Genomic DNA, 354 nt, shown 5'->3' with positions numbered 1-354 from the left:
CGCCTGGATCCGGACTACATGATGATCGGCGAAGTGCGCGACCTCTTCGCCGCTGTCGCCGCCTTCCGTGGCGCGATGACCGGGCACGGCCTGTGGTCGACCCTGCACACCAATAGCGCGATCGGCATTGTCCAGCGCCTCAAGGACCTGGGTGTCGACCCCGGCTTGCTGTTCGATCCGGCCCTGCTGACCGGTCTGATCAACCAGAGCCTGCTGCCCAAGCTCTGCCCCCACTGCAAAGTGCGCTTCCAAGACCACCAAGACCAGCTCGCGCCCGATCTGGTCGAACGGGTCCAGCGCTTGACCGATGTTTCCCAGGTGTACGTCAAGGGGCCTGGCTGCCAGGCCTGCCGT

At 65.3% G+C, this 354-nt stretch carries 1 protein-coding gene; it reads left to right on the top strand.

From position 1 onward, the window contains the following. Positions 1-354: ATPase, T2SS/T4P/T4SS family (locus HMPREF2924_RS36450; RefSeq protein ID WP_256567956.1), on the top strand; the 354-nt coding region annotated here is incomplete at both ends.

It is taken from the genome of Pseudomonas sp. HMSC063H08 (genome assembly GCF_001813645.1).
GTDB lineage: Bacteria > Pseudomonadota > Gammaproteobacteria > Pseudomonadales > Pseudomonadaceae > Pseudomonas > Pseudomonas aeruginosa.
The sequence above is the reverse complement of the archived record's forward strand: the minus strand, read 5'-3'. Positions and strand labels throughout refer to the sequence as shown.